Annotated in this window: 17 protein-coding genes; 9 read left to right on the forward strand and 8 right to left on the reverse strand. The window is 63.0% G+C overall.

The annotated features are described in order from the left end of the window. Nucleotides 1–858: 858 nt before the first annotated feature. Both M1D43_RS17485 and M1D43_RS17490 read left to right on the forward strand, forming a co-directional pair. Nucleotides 859–4,077, forward strand: a complete 3,219-nt coding sequence (locus M1D43_RS17485) for a calcium-binding protein (RefSeq protein WP_127576810.1) — start codon at nt 859–861, stop codon at nt 4,075–4,077. 114 nt (nt 4,078–4,191) lie between these two features. Continuing rightward, nucleotides 4,192–5,361, forward strand: a complete 1,170-nt coding sequence (locus tag M1D43_RS17490) for a zinc-dependent alcohol dehydrogenase (protein ID WP_127576812.1) — start codon at nt 4,192–4,194, stop codon at nt 5,359–5,361. Between the two features lie 19 nt (nt 5,362–5,380). Here M1D43_RS17490 and M1D43_RS17495 read toward each other — a convergent pair whose 3' ends face one another. Next, on the reverse strand, nt 5,381–6,091 hold the full coding sequence (locus M1D43_RS17495) for a metallophosphoesterase family protein (protein WP_003532130.1): 711 nt from the start codon (nt 6,089–6,091) through the stop codon (nt 5,381–5,383). Continuing rightward, the gene (locus tag M1D43_RS17500; protein WP_498814333.1) at nt 6,088–6,990 is read right to left on the reverse strand and encodes a hypothetical protein; all 903 of its coding nucleotides are present in this window, start codon (nt 6,988–6,990) and stop codon (nt 6,088–6,090) included. Before M1D43_RS17500 ends, M1D43_RS17495 begins: the two co-directional genes overlap by 4 nt. A gap of 206 nt (nt 6,991–7,196) precedes the next feature. Here M1D43_RS17500 and M1D43_RS17505 point away from each other — a divergent pair, with 206 nt between their 5' ends. Further along, entirely contained in the window at nt 7,197–7,436 is a 240-nt protein-coding gene (locus M1D43_RS17505; protein WP_003532132.1) for a hypothetical protein, read from the forward strand. Between the two features lie 123 nt (nt 7,437–7,559). Here M1D43_RS17505 and M1D43_RS17510 read toward each other — a convergent pair whose 3' ends face one another. Together M1D43_RS17510 and M1D43_RS17515 are read right to left on the reverse strand one after the other, a co-directional pair. Then, nucleotides 7,560–7,733, reverse strand: coding sequence for a DUF1328 domain-containing protein (locus tag M1D43_RS17510; protein WP_010975005.1), 174 nt, complete (start codon nt 7,731–7,733; stop codon nt 7,560–7,562). 51 nt (nt 7,734–7,784) lie between these two features. Continuing rightward, nucleotides 7,785–7,931, reverse strand: a complete 147-nt coding sequence (locus M1D43_RS17515; protein WP_010975006.1) for a hypothetical protein — start codon at nt 7,929–7,931, stop codon at nt 7,785–7,787. A gap of 195 nt (nt 7,932–8,126) precedes the next feature. Between M1D43_RS17515 and M1D43_RS17520 the strand changes: the two genes are divergently transcribed. The 3 genes from M1D43_RS17520 to M1D43_RS17530 all read left to right on the forward strand — a co-directional run bounded on the left by M1D43_RS17520 (nt 8,127) and on the right by M1D43_RS17530 (nt 11,188). Then, a complete protein-coding gene (locus tag M1D43_RS17520; RefSeq protein WP_127576814.1) occupies nt 8,127–8,429 on the forward strand; it encodes a PepSY domain-containing protein in 303 nt (100 codons plus the stop codon). Between the two features lie 22 nt (nt 8,430–8,451). Then, nucleotides 8,452–9,057, forward strand: coding sequence for a general stress protein (locus M1D43_RS17525; RefSeq protein ID WP_015243531.1), 606 nt, complete (start codon nt 8,452–8,454; stop codon nt 9,055–9,057). Between the two features lie 154 nt (nt 9,058–9,211). After that, a complete protein-coding gene (locus tag M1D43_RS17530) occupies nt 9,212–11,188 on the forward strand; it encodes a protein-L-isoaspartate(D-aspartate) O-methyltransferase (protein WP_015243530.1) in 1,977 nt (658 codons plus the stop codon). Between the two features lie 18 nt (nt 11,189–11,206). Here M1D43_RS17530 and M1D43_RS17535 read toward each other — a convergent pair whose 3' ends face one another. Together M1D43_RS17535 and M1D43_RS17540 are read right to left on the reverse strand one after the other, a co-directional pair. Beyond that, a complete protein-coding gene (locus tag M1D43_RS17535; RefSeq protein ID WP_003532141.1) occupies nt 11,207–11,530 on the reverse strand; it encodes a hypothetical protein in 324 nt (107 codons plus the stop codon). Nucleotides 11,531–11,533: 3 nt separating this feature from the next. Beyond that, on the reverse strand, nt 11,534–11,665 hold the full coding sequence (locus tag M1D43_RS17540; RefSeq protein ID WP_014527637.1) for a hypothetical protein: 132 nt from the start codon (nt 11,663–11,665) through the stop codon (nt 11,534–11,536). 175 nt (nt 11,666–11,840) lie between these two features. On the opposite strand from M1D43_RS17540, the gene M1D43_RS17545 reads away from it, so the two are divergent. Continuing rightward, nucleotides 11,841–12,347: a ferritin-like domain-containing protein gene (locus M1D43_RS17545; protein WP_010975011.1), complete on the forward strand. Its 507-nt coding sequence runs from the start codon at nt 11,841–11,843 to the stop codon at nt 12,345–12,347. Between the two features lie 73 nt (nt 12,348–12,420). On the opposite strand, the gene M1D43_RS17550 is transcribed toward M1D43_RS17545, so the two are convergent. Beyond that, complete coding sequence (locus tag M1D43_RS17550) at nt 12,421–13,218, reverse strand: endonuclease/exonuclease/phosphatase family protein (RefSeq protein WP_014527636.1); 798 nt, start codon at nt 13,216–13,218, stop codon at nt 12,421–12,423. 10 nt (nt 13,219–13,228) lie between these two features. Between M1D43_RS17550 and M1D43_RS17555 the strand changes: the two genes are divergently transcribed. Continuing rightward, the gene (locus tag M1D43_RS17555; RefSeq protein ID WP_014527635.1) at nt 13,229–14,170 is read left to right on the forward strand and encodes a putative bifunctional lysylphosphatidylglycerol flippase/synthetase; all 942 of its coding nucleotides are present in this window, start codon (nt 13,229–13,231) and stop codon (nt 14,168–14,170) included. Here the strand turns inward: M1D43_RS17555 and M1D43_RS17560 are convergent. Then, on the reverse strand, nt 14,065–15,717 hold the full coding sequence (locus tag M1D43_RS17560) for a phospholipase D-like domain-containing protein (protein WP_017270323.1): 1,653 nt from the start codon (nt 15,715–15,717) through the stop codon (nt 14,065–14,067). The genes M1D43_RS17555 and M1D43_RS17560 overlap by 106 nt on opposite strands. 145 nt (nt 15,718–15,862) lie before the next feature. Here M1D43_RS17560 and M1D43_RS17565 point away from each other — a divergent pair, with 145 nt between their 5' ends. Then, a complete protein-coding gene (locus M1D43_RS17565) occupies nt 15,863–17,680 on the forward strand; it encodes a thiamine pyrophosphate-dependent enzyme (RefSeq protein WP_017271509.1) in 1,818 nt (605 codons plus the stop codon). Nucleotides 17,681–17,748: the final 68 nt, after the last annotated feature.

Here is a 17,748-nt window from a genome sequence, read left to right on the forward strand (position 1 = left end):
CAACCGCCGCTATCCTGTTTACCTTTGTCGCCCTTCTTGTGGCCGACATCGCGGCTGTCTGCAAAGGCCTTGTCGGAAGATCCGTCAAATACAGTGATCGAGACAAGCGGGAGCACCAGCAGGATGGATACTCCCAGCGCGCATACGGAAACAATTCTCCTACGTGTAAGCATAGGTAGCCCCTTTCCCATAAAAGGTGATACTTCTCCGAGATTTTTGTCGTGTCGTCCGTGAAGTTTTCAAACATCACGGAACGCATAGTCTCACCAAATCATTAGTGCCGAAATATAGGGAAGCTTATATGCTTTGTTTCCGGGGACTACGTGCTGCTGCAGAGTTCCCGATCGGCCGCCCGCTTTCAAGAGCTGCTGCTACACCTAGAGCGGGATAGGAATGCGTGTGCGGTTTTCCGCCGGTAGCTCGCGTCTCAACCTATTGGAATCCGTCACGTTCATAATTTTCGGTAAGGCTCAACCTAAAATGATCGAGATCTAGGGGCCTTGTCCCTGCTCCCGGTTCCACCTGCACTATATGGTTTATTATATATCCAACCGCAGCCGCCGGTGCGATTATCCCGTGCGATTGTCTTGCCTAGAACATTGTATGGCCTAGAACGGTATTCACAGTCGAGGCTCCAAGTTCAGCACGTAATCGATATTGATTTGAGCGGGGGAAACGGGCGACAAGCCGCATTTATTTCTCAGCCCGCGCCGGTACCAAATTAATGATCGCGCGAGCCTCGCGCACCAGGGGGCCCGCGCAACATCACCAGTGCTCGGCTTTTTACGTCAGCAATTCTCTAAGGGTTGGGCGCGACATCCTGGCCGCCCCGCCGCAAGATTTTAGGGAGGAGTTCCCATGGCAGTCATCAACGGCACAGCCGGAAACAATGTCCTCATCGGCACTAATCTAGACGACGTGATTAGCGGGTTCGGCGGTGACGATCTCATCCAGGGACTTGGAGGCGCCGACGTGATCAACGGCGGCGCGGGCGTCGACACGGTCGACTATAGCGAAAAGACGACTTCAGTCGTAGTCACCCTGACCGGTGCGACCGCCGCGACGGTCTTCGTCAATGGCGTGGCCGAGGACACTCTCAGCAACATCGAGAACGTTTACGGGGGCTCCGGCAACGATACTATTACGGGCGACGCCCAAAACAACCTGTTCCGAGGCGGCGGCGGAAACGACGTGCTCGACGGCGGCACCGGGAATGATACGGCCGACTATACCGACAAGACCCAGTCCGTCGTGGTCACCCTGGCGGGGGCGACACCCGCCACCGTCTTCGTGAACGGTATCGCCGAGGACACGATCAGCAATTTCGAAAACGTCTATGGCGGGTCGGGCAATGACATCCTGACCGGCGACGACCGAAGCAATATCCTGCGCGGCGAAGCAGGGAACGACATTCTCAACGGCGGCGCCGACGACGACTCGCTGTCCGGCGGCGTCGGCAACGACACGGCCGACGGCGGCACCGGGATCGATACCTTCGATCTCCGCGAAAAGACATCTTCAGTCGTCGTACAGCTCAGCGGCGCGAATGCGGCTACGGTCTTCGTCGGCGGCGTCGCCGAGGACACGATCCGCAATGTCGAGAACATCGTCGGCGGGACGGCGGACGACACGCTCGGCGGCGATGCGGCGGCAAACAAGCTCTCGGGTGCGCGCGGCAACGACTGGCTCAGGGGAGGAGGCGGCGCAGACACCCTTGACGGCGGCGAAGACAGCGACACCGCCGACTACAGCGACAAGGCGGCGGCGATCGCCGTGGCGCTGAACGGCGGCAATCCCGTTACCGTAACGGTCGGCGGCATTGCCGAGGATCTGGTCGCGAAGATCGAGAACATCGTCGGCGGCTCGGGCGGCGACACGATCGTCGGCGACGCGGCTGCAAATACGTTTCGCGGCGGCCTCGGTGCCGACGTGCTGGACGGCGGCGCCGGCAGCGATACCGCAGACTTCAGCGATAAGACACAATCGGTCGTGCTGGCCCTCAACGGGGCGGCCGATGCCGTTGCAGCCGTCGGCGGGACGGCCGAGGATACGGTTCGCAACATCGAGAACGTCATCGGTGGATCCGGCAACGACCAGTTTACCGGTGATGCCGCCGCAAATACGTTCCGCGGCGGCTTTGGCGCCGACCTTCTGGACGGAGGTGCAGGCAGCGACACGGCTGACTACAGTGATAAGACGGCACCTCTAGTCGTGACACTGGCCGGGTCAAACCCGGCGACGGTCTTCGTCGGCGGCGTCGCGGAGGATATTCTGCGCAACATCGAGAATGTCATCGGCGGCTCGGGCAATGACCTGTTCGCAGGCGACGGGCTCCAGAACGTCTTCGACGGCGGGGCGGGCAACGACACGGTCGACTATTCGGCTTCCGCCAAGGGGATCGCGGTGACGCTCAACGGCGCCAACGACGCGAAGGTGATCGTTGGCAACGCTGTGGAGGACACGCTGCGCAATATCGAGAATGTCACGGGCAGCGCCATCGCGGACGTGCTGACCGGCGACTCGCAGGCCAACGTCCTCCTGGGCGGCGGCGGCGGCGACATTCTCAAGGGCGGCGGTGGGCAGGATACCATCGACGGCGGCGCGGGGTCCGATACGGCCGACTTCAGCGACAAGACGGGAGGTGTCGTCCTGACGCTGGCGGGCGCAGCCGGCGCTATTGCGACGGTCGGCGGCGTTGCCGAGGATACGGTCCGCAATATCGAGAACATCTTCAGCGGTGCCGGTGCCGACGTGCTGACCGGCGACGCCGGCAACAATACGATACGTGGCGGCGCTGGCGCCGACAGTCTGGACGGCGGCGCCGGGGCAGACACGGCCGATTACCGGGACAAGACGCAATCAGTTGTCGTGACCCTCGACGGCGCCACCCCTGTAGCCGTCAAGGTGGCCGGCGTGATCGAAGATACGATCCGCAACTTCGAGAACATCGCGGGCGGCTCGGCCGCCGATACGCTCACCGGAGACAGTCTGGCCAATATCCTTATCGGCAATGACGGCGCCGATACGCTGAAAGGGGGCCTCGGCAACGACGTGCTGGACGGCGGCAACGGTATCGACACCGCGGATTATCTCGAGAAGACCGACGCGATCACGGTCACGCTGAACGGCGCGGCGAACGCGACCGTCCTCGTCCGCGGCGTCTCCGAAGACATCATCCGCGGTGTTGAGAATATTCTCTCGGGGTCCGGTGCCGACACGCTTGTCGGCGATGCCGCAAGCAATATGTTCCGGGGAGCCCTCGGCGCCGACTTCATAGACGGCGGCGCAGGCGTGGATACTGCCGATTACCGGGAGAAGACGGCGTCGGTCGATGTTACCCTCTTGGGCGCCAGCGACAGCTTCGTCTTCGTCGGCGGCGTCGCCGAAGACACCATCCGCAACATCGAGAATGTGTTCGGCGGCAAGGGCAACGATACGCTTACCGGCGACGACTTCGCCAACACCCTCAACGGCAATGACGGCAAGGACCTTCTCACGGGCGGCGGCGGAGCGGACATTCTCGACGGCGGGGCGGCTTCCGATACGGCGAGCTACCGCGACAAGACCGCATCGGTCTCGGTCACACTCGACGGCGCCACCTACACGACCGTTACGGTCGGGGGCGTGGCCGAGGACACGATCCGCAACGTCGAGAACATCTGGGGCGGGACCGGCAACGACAGCCTGAGCGGCGACGCGAACGCGAACCTCCTTTCGGGCGGCGGCGGAAGCGACACCCTCCTCGGGGGTGCGGGTGCGGACATTTTCCAGTTCGACTTCGCTCTCGGTGCTGGGAATGTCGACACGGTCCTGGATTTCACCGCCGGAGACAGGCTCTTCCTGTCGAAGAGCATCTTCACCACGCTGAGTGGCGGTACGCTGGCGGCGACGCAGTTCTACGCGGCGGCCGATGCTACGGCGGCGCAGAACGCGAACCAGAAGATCATCTACGACACGACGAGCGGTGCGCTCTACTACGACGCAGACGGCAGCCTTTCCGGTCACACGGCCGTGCAGTTCGCGGTGCTTTCGACGCATCCGGGCCTGACCGCGGGAGATTTCGTGCTCGTCGTGTGATCGCCCGGTTCCAGGGAACACCTGCCCAGGCTCCGTGTTTGGAGCAACGTGAAAGGACGAGCAGCGCGCCCCGTCCTTTTCCTCTTCTTTCAGCGATCGACAAGGAGCTCCGACGTGAAAGCCCTGACATGGCACGGCAAAGGCGATATCCGTTGCGAGAGCGTGCCCGATCCGAAGATCGAAGATGACCGCGACGCCGTCATCAAAGTCACCGCCTGTGCGATTTGCGGATCGGACGTTCATATTTTTCACGGCCTCATTCCATCCATGGAGAATGGCGACATTCTCGGCCATGAAACCATGGGCGAGGTCGTGGAGGTCGGCAAGGGCGCGACCGGACTGCAGGTCGGCGACCGGGTGGTCGTTCCGTTCACGATCGCCTGCGGCGAGTGCTTCTTCTGCCGGAAAGGCTTCTATTCCGCCTGCGAGCGAACCAATCCCGACCGGGAAAAGGCGGCGAAGCTCTGGGGCAATTCGCCGGCGGGCCTCTTTGGCTACTCCCATCTCCTCGGCGGCTATAGCGGCGGACAGGCGGAGTATCTGCGCGTGCCGCACGCAGATGTCGGGCCGATCAAGGTTCCCGACGAACTCACGGACGAGCAGGCGCTCTTCCTCTCCGATATTTTCCCCACGGGCTACATGGCCGCGGAGTTCTGCAACATCGAACCCGGGCAGACGATTGCGGTCTGGGGCTGCGGCCCAGTCGGACAGATGGCGATCCGGTCGGCATTCCTGCTCGGCGCCGAACGGGTCATCGCCATCGATACGATCGCGGAGCGCCTGAGGCTTGCCGAGTCCGCCGGCGCCATGACGCTCGACTACATGGCTGAGGATATCTACGACCGCATCATGGAGATCACCCACGGCCGGGGCGCAGACGCCTGCATCGACGCCGTGGGCACAGAGGCCGACAGCCGGGCAAGCCTCGATTCGCTCGTCGACCGCGTGAAGGTGGCGACCTTCATGGGAACGGACCGGCCGCATGTGTTGCGGCAGGCGATCCATTGCTGCAGGAATTTCGGCACGGTTTCCGTCGTCGGCGTCTATGGCGGCTATCTCGACAACGTACCGCTCGGTTCGGCGATCAACCGCGGCCTGGCGCTCCGGATGGCCCAGACCCCCGTTCAGCGCTATTTGCCTTCGCTCCTGGACCGCATCCGGAAGGGCGAGATCGATCCGTCCTTCGTGGTGACCCACCGCGGCGGGCTCGACGGCGGCCCCGAACTCTACAAGACTTTCGCGGAAAGAAAGGACGGCTGCATCAAGGTCGTCCTGAGGCCCTGACTACAGAAAGAAGCCAAGTTCAGAGCTCGAGTATGGCGTAGGGCCTGCCCGTCGGTTTCTCCACATGGGCGGCGACGTTGAAGACGGGGGCGCCGCCGGGCGTCTGCCCCTGATAGGCGCCCTGGTGCGCATGGCCGTGAACGACGGCGCTCACCTTGAAGCGGTCGATCGTCTCCGCGAGCCGCGACGACCCGAGAAACGGATAGATCTCCTTCGGTTCTCCGGCAACGGTTTCAGGAATCGGCGCGTAATGCAGCACGACGAGCGCGCGCTCCGCCCTTGTAGCCCTCAAGGCGTTTTCAAGCCGCATGGCTTCGTCGACGCTTGTCTTGACCATGGTCTTTATCGCCGCTTCGCCGAAGGCGCCCAGCATATGCCGGCCGAAGCCGCCGATGAAACCCTTGGTTCCGCAGAAGCCGACGCCCGAAATTTCGACGCTCTGACCGTCGAGAAGATGCACACCCGCCCTGACGAGGATCGACGAAACCTCCTCCACGGCATCGCATTGATGATCATGGTTTCCGAGCACGGCGACGACCGGGATCGTGCAGGACTTCAGATCGGCGGCGAGAAGCTCCGCCTCCGCAGGCTTGCCGAGATCCGTCAGGTCGCCGGCGATCACGAGCACGTCCGCGGCGCGCGAGATTTCCGCGAAGAGGTCGGTATAGGAGACCGATCGGTCCTCCTTTACATGCAGGTCCGCCACGGCGGCCACCTTCAACTTGCTCATGACTCCGTATCCTCAGTTTCTGCGCTGATGTCGGAGTCGCCGCCGACATCGGCGAAACCCCATTCCTTCACATCGATTTCGTAGTCGGGACGCGAGTACATCCGGCCGCGACAGATCTTCGTCAGGGGCAGTGGAAGGTCTCTCTGCGCCGCCAGCCTGCTCAAGAGCTCGTCCATCAGCCAGAGGGGAACCTTGTCGCGCTCGGAGGGATAGATCCATCGGAAGTTCAGCAGGTGGATGAGCAGGACCTCCCAGTGCGCTTCCATGTATCCGAGCAATCTTGCCCAATCGATTCGGTCATGTGCCTTCAGGATCAGGTGCGCGACGTCGGCGCCGTCGTAGCGGTGGCGAAGCTGGATGAAGGCCTTGGACCAGACGAGTTCCGTCGGCGCGACGATTGCACAGGTGGAGGCACCGATCTCTGTCAACAGAGCATTGGCGAACCAGGCGTCGGTGACCATCATGGTTCCGTTGGGCGAGGAGAAGATGACGTCGAAGAAGGACTTCCCCTTGAAGACCTTGCCCAGCCATCGATCGTCCTCGATTTCCACGGCGTATCCGAGCGCCTTGAAATGATTGAGGATGCGGGTGTAATCGCCCGGCTTGCAGAAGATGTCGAGATCTTTCGTCGGCCTCGAAATGCCGGTATGGGCGCTGACGGCGAAGGTGCCCGCGATCAGGAACGGAATTTGCGACCGGCCCAGCTCGGCAATCGCCTCGGCAACGAATGCTTCGGCCTCCTCGTCGACGAGACGCGGCAGCGCGAGCGGCTCGGACGGGTGTTCCGAAGGGGAGCGCGGGGGCATTGACGCCATGCTGGTCATCCAAATGAACGAGACTTCCCTGACAACACGCCAGTCTTTCGGAAGTTCCGCTTGCCCCGAGGTGGGGGATTGCATCCCCTCAAGTCCCCGCACTTGCGTCCGCCACTTTAGCTGGGAGCACCAAGGCGCGAACGTGATGGAACCGCTGGCCACGTCATGGCGTTTGTCTGGCAGCTATCGCATGAGCGCCCGGAGCGGAAGCGAAGGGCATAATCATTAGGCAAATCAAAGCGCTACAGCGACTGCGCGCGTCTATTGATGCGCCGCTGAGGGAGGAGCATATGCCTGTCATCAGCCCCACGATCCACACCCAGCAAAACAGCCGGGAGCTTGAATGTCAGCGCGCAATGGAGGACGAGTTCCTGGTCCTTACGGCCCTGGCCGAGGAAGCGGGCTGGTCATGGCAGGAAATCGCGCTCGCCATGTTGGAGTTGACCGAGCAATATGTTGCAGCCATGCGACCGAGTTCGGCGATGGAGGCGAGATCACTCCTGCGCAGTCACTCCAAGAGCTTGCACTGACCGGAGCAGTGTTGCGTTCACCCAAGGCGTCTCGCTGTTTCATTGAAGCAGTGAAACGCTTTTATATTTTGAGACTACGCACTCCCGGACGGACAACCGTCGCACACTTTCCTGGAAGTGCTTTTAGGTCACGGCACCTCCGACGGCCAGCGCCAATACGAGGAAAACGAGGAAGATAATAACCGCAATGTAGAAGAGTATTTTCGCGATCCCTGCCGTCGCGGCCGAGACGCCGGAGAACCCGAGGAACCCGGCTATCAGTGAAATAACGAAGAAAATCAGTGCCCACTTCAGCATAGTCACTCCTTCCGTTCAGTTCCTGCGTTGCGGTCGTCGTGGCGCAGCCGTTCAGCGGCTGCCCCGGTTCGGATCCTTGCCGGCCGCCTGGCTGCTTTTCTTGACGTCGTCCTTCTTCGCCTGATCGCCTGCACGATTTCCGCCATGCGTCCCTTTCGAGCTCTTGGCGGTCTTGCCGTCCTTTACGTTCGTAGCCATCTCGCATCCTCCAGCGCTGTACCGAAACCGGCAGCAGAGCGGATGCAACCGGGGAAGGGCGATAAAGTTCCGTCCGGGCTTGGAGCCGGCGGCGCCGGTCCGCTTTCCTTCCATTGTTCCAGCGACTGCCGGCGGAACCAAATCTGGCCCGGACGGTTTGGTTGGCCGAATGAGGCTCCCGAGAGAGGAAAGGCCATGAAGAACATCGTCTTCGGCGTTGCGGTGCTGTTGAGCGCTGCGGCAGTGCCGGCCTTCGCGCAGACGGCCGGCAACACCCCGGCCGTCGCCACTCCCGACAGGCAGAACCCGACGGCGCCTGTCCCCGGCAAAAACAGCTTCACCGACGACCAGGCACGCGAACGGATGCAGGAGGCGGGCTACACGGACGTCAAGGAGCTGAAGCTCGACGACAAGGGTATCTGGCGGGCAACCGCGATGAAGGACGGCAAATCCGTTTCCGTCACTCTCGATTTTCAGGGCAACGTAGTCGCGCTTTAACGTCAAACAAAGGAAGAAGACAATGAGAACCGTGGCAGGGCTGTTTGACGATTACGGCGAAGCCCGAGGCGCCGTAAGCGATCTCGAAGCGGCAGGCTTTCCTTCCGAAAATATAAGCATCGTCGCCAACAATGCGGGCGACCGCTATTCGGGCGACGGCTCCGCTGCAGCAAGCGGTGCCGGAGCAGGTGCCGGTCTGGGCGCCGTGGGCGGCGGCACGCTGGGGCTTTTGACCGGCCTGGGCCTAATGGCCATACCTGGGGTCGGACCCGTGGTCGCGGCTGGGTGGCTGGCGTCGACCGCCGCAGGCGCGGCGGCCGGCGCTCTCGCCGGAGGTGCGGCCGGCGGCATCATCGGATCGCTCACCGATTCCGGGATCGAGGAGGAGGATGCGCATCTTTACGCCGAGGGCGTGCGCCGAGGCGGCACGCTGGTGGTGGTCAGGACCGAGGAGCACCTGGTCGCACAGGCGGACGGGATTTTGAGAAATCGCGACGCCGTCGACATATCGGTCCGGCGCCGCGCCTATACGGAGGATGGCTGGACCCGGTTCGACACCGCCTCCAGTCCCTATAGCCTCGACGAGATCGAACGCGAACGCGAACGCCTCAGCCGCCCGGCGCTGTAGCGCAGGTGCCGCTGCCGCGGCACGGCTGAACACTGCCGTTCGGGTCCGCAAAAGCAACGCGGCCGCCGAAGGAGCCAGATCACTGCGCCTTTTGGCGAGACAATGAAACGATCTGGCGCGGCGGTTGCGACGAGACGCAAGGAAGGCTTCCGCCATGATTGATTTTTCCCGTGCCCGCGAACGGATGATCACGTCGCATCTCTCGCGACGGGGGATAAGGGACAGACATGTCGTGGAGGCGATGGGGGTCGTCCCGCGGGAGGCATTCGTCGATCCCGGCTTCGAGGAATTCGCCTATGAGGATTCGGCCCTTTCGATCAGCCATGGCCAGACCATCTCGCAGCCCTATATTGTGGCGCTGATGATCGAACGCGCCGAAGTCCAGCCGGGCGATACGGTGCTCGAGATCGGGACCGGATCCGGTTATGCGGCGGCGGTGCTCAGTCGGATCGCGGCATATGTCTATACGATCGAGCGCCATGCCGGCCTCGCCGAGGTTGCCGAGAGACGATTTGCCGAGCTCCGTTACGGGAATATCGATGTGCGTGTCGGCGACGGCACGGCCGGCTGGCCCGAGGCAGGACCCTTCGACGCCATACTGGTTGCCGCCGGAGGTCCCGAGATACCGTATGCGCTGAAGGAGCAGCTCGACCTCGGTGGCCATCTCGTCATACCCGTCGGCCCCCCTGAGGAGCAGCGCCTGATGAAGGTCACGCGGGTCAACGCCACGACATTCGAGGAGCAGGACCTCGGCGGGGTCAGATTCGTGCCGCTCGTCGGCGAACACGGCTGGCATGAGGAGCGGGTTCAATCCGGGGCAAGGCTCAGAGCGGCGCCCACCTTGCCCGAGCTGGTTGCAGAGGCGGCCGAGCCGCTGCCCGATCTCGACGATCCGGCATTCGGGCTGCTTTTCGATCGCTTTGCCGGGCGGCGGATCGTGCTGCTCGGAGAGGCGAGCCACGGCACGTCGGAATTCTACCGCGCCCGCGCAGCCATCACGCGCCGCCTGATCGAGGAACACGGGTTCACGATCGTGGCGGTCGAGGCGGATTGGCCGGATGCGGCGGCAGTCGACCGCTATGTCCGACATCGAAGTCAAGGCATGCGCCTCGACGCGCCGTTCCAGCGGTTCCCGACCTGGATGTGGCGCAACCGCGAAGTGATGGATTTCGTCGAGTGGATGCGCGAACATAACGGCCGCAGGAGCTTGCCTGACCGGGCCGGCTTCTACGGTCTCGACATCTATAATATGCGCGGCTCCATTTCCTCGGTTCTCCGGTATCTCGATGAGACCGACCCCGAGGCCGCCGCGGTCGCCCGCGAGCGCTACGGTTGCCTGACCCCCTGGCAGAACGAGCCGTCGACCTATGGCCGTGCGGCCATGACCGCGGGCTTCCGCAAATGCGAAGAGGCCGTCGTCAGGCAATGCCGCGAACTCCTGGAGAGGCAGCTCGAAGCCGGGCGCGACAGCGGCGACGAGCTTCTCGACGCCGTGCAGAACGCGCGCCTCGTCGCCTCGGCCGAGCGGTACTACCGTATCATGTATTATGCTGGGGCCGACTCCTGGAACATGCGCGACACCCATATGTTCGAAACGCTCGAGCATCTGTTGAATGCACGCGGCGCTCGCTCGAAGGCGGTCGTGTGGGCGCACAATTCCCATATCGGCGATGCCCGCCATACCGATATGGGCACGGCCCGCGAGGAGTTGAACATCGGTCAGCTCTGCCGCGAGCGGTTTGGCGATCAGGCAGCGCTGATCGGCTTCGGCACGCATGGCGGCCATGTGGCTGCCGCAAGCGATTGGGACGGCGATATGGAGGTGAAGCCGATCCGGCCGTCGCTCGAAGGAAGCTACGAGCGCGTGATGCACGACTCAGGGGTAGGGTGCTTCCTCATCGACTTCGCGCGCCACGCGCGTCTGCGCGACGGTCTCCTCAAGCCGATGCTCGAGCGCTTCATCGGGGTGATCTACCGGCCGGACACGGAACGCTTCAGCCATTATGCCCACGCTTCGCTGCCCCGGCAGTTCGACGCCTTCGTCTGGTTCGATCAGACGACGCCGGTCGAACCGCTCGGCGCGCAACACATAAAGGCGGGCGTGCCGGACACGTTCCCGTTCGGCCTGTGAGGCTCGTGAATCCTTGAGTTAAAGCTGCGTCGAGATGATGTTGTCGACGCTCACCTCGCCGCGGAGCACGCCGCGTTCCGTGCCGTCCGGGGCCGGCCCCTCCTCGACCACGGTGTAGAGCTTCTCGCTGCGAAATGCGCTGGCCATGTCGGTCGTCACCCCTTCCGCCGGCTTGGCGTCGATCTCGAGGAAATCGAGTTCCGCCTCGCTCGCGACGATGCGGGCATCGCCGCTCGATCTTGCCGCCACCACGACCTCGCCCTGGTAGCTGGCATTCTGCCAGTTCGGATCGTCGGGCTCGGCGAGCGGCGACAGACGGTATATCTTGAGCTCTTCCTGCATGTGCTACTCCGACTGGTCGATCGCATGCGGCGGCGGTTGCCCCGATTCGGCCGACTGGTCGAGAGGAAACATCATCCAGAGCGCCGCAATCACCACCAGGACGACGATCACTGCTGCAGCCAGGACCTTGGACATGTGAACCTTCCGACGATTGTCGAGACCGAACCGCGAAACCTGCGGTTTTCCGGTCTCCAATCACCCAGGCGTCGAATTGTTCCGAAGCACGCAGGTGACGCGACCACGCGCCGTTCTGCAGGAACATTTCGGGAAGCCGCCGGTTGGAGGACGCGCGAAAAGAAAGGAATATCCGATGGCTACTGCGAACGAACACCTTGTGGCTTGGCTCAGGGATGCACATGCGATGGAAGAGCAGGCGATCACGATGCTCACCAGCCAGTCGAGCCGGCTGGAAAACTATCCCGAACTCAAGACCAGGATCGACCGCCACCTGCAGGAGACGAAGGACCAGGCGGCCATGCTCGAGCGCTGCCTCGAACGGCTCGACGGCGGAACCTCGAGCATCAAGGATATCAGCGGCAAGATCGTTGCCTTCGGGCAAGGCCTGAGCGGCCTCTTCGTCAGTGACGAAGTCGTCAAGGGCACGCTGGCCAGCTATACATTCGAGCATATGGAAATCGCCAGCTACAGGATTCTCATCGCCGCAGCCGAACAGGCGGGCGATCAGGAGACAAAGCGGGTCTGCGAGAGCATCCTGCAGCAGGAAATCGCGATGGCGGAGTGGCTGGCTCAGAACGCCGGTGAGATCACGCGAAAATTCCTGGAGCGAGACCAGCGGGACGTGACGGCCAAGCACTGAAGCGGCTTCAGCCGGACCTGCGGGACCTGCCGAAAGCGCCGCGCCTCCGACAAGATGCGCGGCGCTGTGATTCTCAGGACGGTTCCTGCTTGTCCCGCATCACGACGTCCAGTTCGGCAAGCAGCGGAAGATGATCCGAAGCGCTTCGCGCCAGGGTGCTGCCGTGCACCCTGCAGGAAGCCACTTCTATGCCTTTCCCGATCAGCACGTGATCGATGCGCAGCAGCGGCAATCGCGATGGAAAGGTCGGCCGAGGCTTGGCGCCGGTCAGCAGTTGCGCGTCGCTGAGCTGTCGGGCCAGGAGCCTGTAGGCGGTCGAACGCCCCGTGGCGTTGAGATCACCTGCCAGGACCACGTGAGCGTCTCCGTGGGCCATTCCTCCGAGCCAGCCGGGGCCTAGAAGGGCGGTCGCCTGGCGCAGGCGCTCGGCGCCGCGCAATCCGAGATGCGTCACGATCACCTGAAGCTTGACTGCGGCGACGTCGATCTCCACCCAGAGCGCGCCCCGCGGCTCGCCGGACGAGGGGAGGGGTGCTGCCTTGATCAGCCGCATAGGCAGTGCCGTCAGAACGGCGTCTCCGTATTTCTCGTCCTCCAGGTGGAGAGCCGGATGGAACTCGGCTTCCATGTTGAGATGCGTGGCGATCATATGGGCCTGGTCTATTCCGCCGGTGCGGGCGCGGCCGACGTCGACTTCCTGCAATGCGATGACGTCGGGCTGGCATTCGGCGATGACGGCGGCGATGCGCGCGGGATCGAGCCTGCGGTCGGTGCCGAAGCAGCTGTGAACGTTGTAGGTGAGGAAACGTATCCGCTGTCGCATCGCCTTCGGAACACGCAGCACCTGCTTTTCGTTCCGGTGGGTGCGCAAGGGAGGGCCGATGTCCAGAAAAATTCTAGCGAGACTGTTCATCGCTGCCGGTATCTGCGTGGCGGGCTGGTTGATCTATCGCACCCTCAGCCAACATAGCTTTCATGAAATCGCTGGTTCGATCATGCGGATTCCGGCCCGGAATCTCTTTGTCGGCATCGGTTTCGTCTTCCTTTCCTATTTCTGCCTGACCCTCTTCGACACCCTCGCTATCCGCTATGTCGGGCGGAAGCTCGCCTATCCGCAAATCGCCATCGCCTCCTTCACCAGCCTTTCGATCGGCCACAATGTCGGCGGCGCGGCCTTGAGCAGCGGTGCCGTCCGCTACCGGTTCTACTCGCGCTGGGGGTTGAGCGCCGAAGAGGTGGCGAAGGTCATTCTGTTCTGCGGCGTCACCGTCGGCCTCGGCCTTGTCGCATTGGCCGGGCTTTGTTTTCTGATCGTGCCTTCGGATGCCGCGCGGCTTACCGGATTTTCCACGACCGGCGCTTTCCTGCTCGGCACTGCCTGCATAGGGGCCGCGGCCGGTTACGTCCTGCTCGCTTATTTTCTGCGGGGTTCGGTTCGCATCTTTCGCTGGACTTTCGAAATGCCCTCGGTGGGGATTGCTGCCTTGCAGGTCGTCGTCGGAGTCGCCAACTTCCTCTGCGTCAGCGCAGCGTTGCATCAGCTGCTCAGCGCCTTCGAGGAGGTGAGTTTCATCGACACGGCCATGGCCTATGTCGGGGCCGGCGTGACCGCGATCGTCAGCCATGTCCCCGGCGGAATCGGCGTCCTCGAGGCGACAATCGCATTTCTGCTTGGCAGTTCGGCGAGCCTGGGCGCTCTGATCGCCTTTCGGGCGATCTATTTCTTCCTGCCGCTGCCGCTCGGCTTGATCTCGCTTTCGGTCGCTGAGTTCGTCGCCCGTCGGGATGAGGAAAAAAGCCTGGTGAGCAAGGCGAAAAGCTGACCGATCCAGCGCCTCACGAGCTTGTGCGTGCGATAAAAGGGTCGGATCGGCCTTTGCGGATCGACGATCTCCGTGCCCCAGACGAGACTGGTCGCGCCGTCGTCATCGATTCCATCGAAGGCGCGTATGCCGCGCCGGCGCGTGTTCAACCTGTCCAAGGCGGCGACGAGCGAGTTCGTTTCCCTCAGTGCCTTTTCAACGGCGTCCGCTTCAATGTCGAGATGTTCTGCGATCAGACCGTTGCGGACTCTGGCAATGGCGGCGCGCTGTTCTTCGTTGGCGGCTTCTACGGCGACGTCGCATTCGGTGTCGAGACTTGCCGAGCGGTGGTTGAAGTTCGACGAGCCGACGCGGAAAAAACGATCGTCGATCGCGACCACCTTGGAATGGATAATCACCTCCTGCTCGGATCCGTCGGCAGCGGGAACGACCGGGTAGGCGACCCTGAGCCTGCCGTAGCGGTCGGCCCGCTTGAGCCGCCGAACGAGACGGTCGCGGTTTCCTCCCATGACGATGCGTTCCAACAGCCCATGCGAGCTGCGGGTAGTGATGACCACCACTTCCGGGCCGTCCGGCTCCTGCAGCCGGTCGCAGAGCAACTGCCCAATTCTTCCCGATGCGAAATACTGGTTTTCGATGTAGATGTGACTTTGCGCACTGCGCAAGGCATCGAGCGTCAGCCGCAGTGCCTCCTGCCGGCCGCGCCTTTTGCCGGAGCCGGGCTCCGTGCGGGCGATTGCGACCGGGCAATCCTCGAGCACCGGCACCGTGCCGTTCGGCCATGCAAGCGTCCTCGCGGGCGGCGCCTCGATTTCCTCGCCCGTAGAGGCTTTCCAGCGGGATCTGCAGAGATCGCCGATGGCGCGGCTCGCCTCGCCTTCGAGCACCACCTGGATGTCATGCACCGGATCATAGGGCTTTCCGTCCGGATCGCGCCGCAACTCGTTCTCGGCCGCGTGCTCCGGCGTGTCCCAGCGGCGCGCCGTCAGGTCGATGCCCCCGGCAAAGGCGATGCTGTCGTCGATGCAGACGAGCTTCTGGTGATGCGATCCGCGCAGCGCCCGGTGGCTCGCGAAGCGAAGTTCGATCTGCGGATGGGCCGCCCATTGCTGCCTGCGAAAGAGCCTGAGCGACTTTCCCGAGTAGATCGGTCCCATCGCCCAGACGAGAATGCGGATCTTCAGTTTCGGCTTTTGCGCAGCGAGGCGCTCGAGCCTACTGCCGAGCGATTCCGCCTGGGGGTCGTCCGGTCTGAGCTTGATGCGCGGATCGAAGTCCCATCCGGTGATCCAGATCTGCTCTTCCGCCTGATCGAACGTACTGTCGAGACAAGCATAATAGGCGGCTGCGTCCACCAGGAAGGACAGATGCCGTGCGGGCGCGCTGCGCCAGACATTCTCCGCCTCCTTGATTATCGGCCGGCTTGTCCGACGCCATCGGCCGGCCGGATTTCCGGTGAACGCGCTTTTCCAGTCCAAGCTTCCTATCCCGTACGTGGCGACTGGAAATGAATCCCTTTCAACCGTGATTTGTTCCAGGAGCAGCATTGTTGCCGAACAATGCCTTCGCGGCCGACCAGGTCGGCGGAGCTTTGCCATGGCGGAACATTTCCAGGCAGGACGAGATTAGAAAGTTCCGAGCCTTCAATCGAACCCGCCAATCACCCTTACGCTGACCGGAGGAGGGGCAAATATGCCGAATGCTTCCGACATCCTCATCGACACGCTTATCGAATGGAAGGTCGACGTCGTCTTCGGCCTGCCCGGAGACGGCATCAACGGCATCATGGAGGCGCTCAGGAGGCGGCAGGATCGCATCCGGTTCGTTTCCGTGCGCCACGAGCAATCGGCCGCCTTCATGGCATGCGCCTATGCCAAATTCACCGGCAGACTCGGCGTCTGCCTCGCCACATCGGGCCCGGGCGGCACAAATCTGCTGACCGGCCTCTACGATGCGAAGCTGGACCAGATGCCGGTGCTCGCGATCACCGGCATGCAGTATCACGACCTGATCGAGACGTTCTCCCAGCAGGACGTCGATCTCACCCGCGTCTTCGAAAACGTCGCCGTCTACAACGCGCAGGTGAACGACGCAGCCCACATGGAAAACCTCGCGAACCTTGCCTGCCGGTCGGCGCTCTCCAAGCGCGGCGTGGCGCATCTTTCGATCGCCAACGACGTGCAGGAGCGGATGGCTGATGGCGGGCGGTCCCGCCGCAACCGGCCGGGGCACATGCCAAGCCGGTATTTCGCCGGCCAGCTCGTGCCGCTAGAAAGCGATCTTTCGAGAGCGGCGGATCTCCTGAATGCGGGCAGGAAGGTGGCAATTCTTGCGGGGCGCGGCGCACTCGAGGCGAAGGAGGCTCTGCGCGAGACGGCGGAACTGCTGGGCGCGCCGGTGGCAAAGGCTCTTCTCGGCAAGGCGGTGCTGCCCGACGATGATCCGCTGACCACCGGCGGCATCGGCATACTCGGCACCGCGCCGTCGCAGGAGATCATGCAGCAATGCGACACGCTGCTCATCGTCGGCTCGACCTTCCCCTATATCGAATATTATCCCAGGCCGAACACGGCAGCCGGAATCCAGATCGACCGTGACCCGCAGCGCATCGGTCTGCGCTACCCCGTCGAGGTCGGGCTGGTCGGCGAGGCAGGCGAGACCCTCCGCATGCTCAACAAGCGGCTCAAACGCAAGCAGGACAGGTCGTTCCTCGAGCGGGCGCAAGAGCAGACGCGAAACTGGCGCCGGGAACTGCGGGCGATCGAAGGCGACAGGAGTTCTCCCTTGAAACCGCAGGCGGCGGTCGCGGCTTTCGGCCGGCGCATCGCGAAGAACGGTATCGTCGTCACCGATTCCGGACAGAACACCGAGCTTGCGGCCCGTCATGTCGATCTCGGTGCGGACCACATGTTCGCGGTCTCCGGCGCCCTCGCCTCGATGGCTTCGGGCCTGCCCTATGCTATCGCGGCGGGTATCGCGATGCCGGACCGCCCGGTCTATGCGGTCGTCGGCGACGGCGGCTTCGCGATGCAGCTCGGCGAATTTGCGACAGCCGTCGGATACCGGATTCCTTTGAAGCTCCTGGTGATCCGAAACGACATGCTGAACCAGATCGCCTGGGAGCAGATGATGTTTCTCGGCAATCCGCAGTTTGCCTGCGAATTGCCGCCGATCGATTTCGCCGCGGCGGCGGAGGCCATGGGCGGCCGGGGCTTCACCGTCCGGTCCTTCGGCGAACTGGACGGGATCATGGATCAGGCCTTCGCCGTGGATGGGCCGGTGGTCATCCAGGCGCTGGTCGACCGCTACGAGCCGCTGATGCCGCCGAAAATGCCGGCGGACTACGCCCGGAACTTCCGCGCCGCGCTTCCGGAAACGCCGGGGCACGAGAAGATCGAGGAAAACCTCAGGAATTCCTCCGTCGGCAGGAAGGTAACCGACGAGGAGCCGCAGCCGCCGCATGAGGCGGCGCCGGACGAGAACACCGGCGAATTGCCGGGAATTCCGTAGAGCGCATTCCTGCCGACGGGAACAAAGCATGCCTTCTTCGGTTCGAACCGGAAGTATGGGCTTCGAGG

The organism is Ensifer sp. R1-3 (assembly GCF_056739175.1).